Origin of the sequence: Shigella sp. FC1544 (assembly GCF_001722145.1) — a bacterium.
Classification (GTDB): domain Bacteria; phylum Pseudomonadota; class Gammaproteobacteria; order Enterobacterales; family Enterobacteriaceae; genus Escherichia; species Escherichia coli.
This window is the reverse complement of sequence record NZ_MECT01000347.1, coordinates 1-899: the sequence shown is the minus strand read 5'-3', so window position 1 is coordinate 899 and position 899 is coordinate 1. Positions and strand designations below refer to the sequence as shown.

1 protein-coding gene is annotated in these 899 nt (G+C 53.8%); it reads left to right on the top strand.

Annotated features, from left to right (window positions below; all coding sequences use genetic code 11):
* On the top strand, positions 1–899 hold an 899-nt coding region (tuf, locus tag BGK49_RS16110; protein ID WP_047204602.1), incomplete at both ends, for an elongation factor Tu.

Genomic DNA, 899 nt, shown 5'->3' with positions numbered 1-899 from the left:
GACACCCCGACCCGTCACTACGCACACGTAGACTGCCCGGGGCACGCCGACTATGTTAAAAACATGATCACCGGTGCTGCTCAGATGGACGGCGCGATCCTGGTAGTTGCTGCGACTGACGGCCCGATGCCGCAGACTCGTGAGCACATCCTGCTGGGTCGTCAGGTAGGCGTTCCGTACATCATCGTGTTCCTGAACAAATGCGACATGGTTGATGACGAAGAGCTGCTGGAACTGGTTGAAATGGAAGTTCGTGAACTTCTGTCTCAGTACGACTTCCCGGGCGACGACACTCCGATCGTTCGTGGTTCTGCTCTGAAAGCGCTGGAAGGCGACGCAGAGTGGGAAGCGAAAATCCTGGAACTGGCTGGCTTCCTGGATTCTTACATTCCGGAACCAGAGCGTGCGATTGACAAGCCGTTCCTGCTGCCGATCGAAGACGTATTCTCCATCTCCGGTCGTGGTACCGTTGTTACCGGTCGTGTAGAACGCGGTATCATCAAAGTTGGTGAAGAAGTTGAAATCGTTGGTATCAAAGAGACTCAGAAGTCTACCTGTACTGGCGTTGAAATGTTCCGCAAACTGCTGGACGAAGGCCGTGCTGGTGAGAACGTAGGTGTTCTGCTGCGTGGTATCAAACGTGAAGAAATCGAACGTGGTCAGGTACTGGCTAAGCCGGGCACCATCAAGCCGCACACCAAGTTCGAATCTGAAGTGTACATTCTGTCCAAAGATGAAGGCGGCCGTCATACTCCGTTCTTCAAAGGCTACCGTCCGCAGTTCTACTTCCGTACTACTGACGTGACTGGTACCATCGAACTGCCGGAAGGCGTAGAGATGGTAATGCCGGGCGACAACATCAAAATGGTTGTTACCCTGATCCACCCGATCGCGATGGA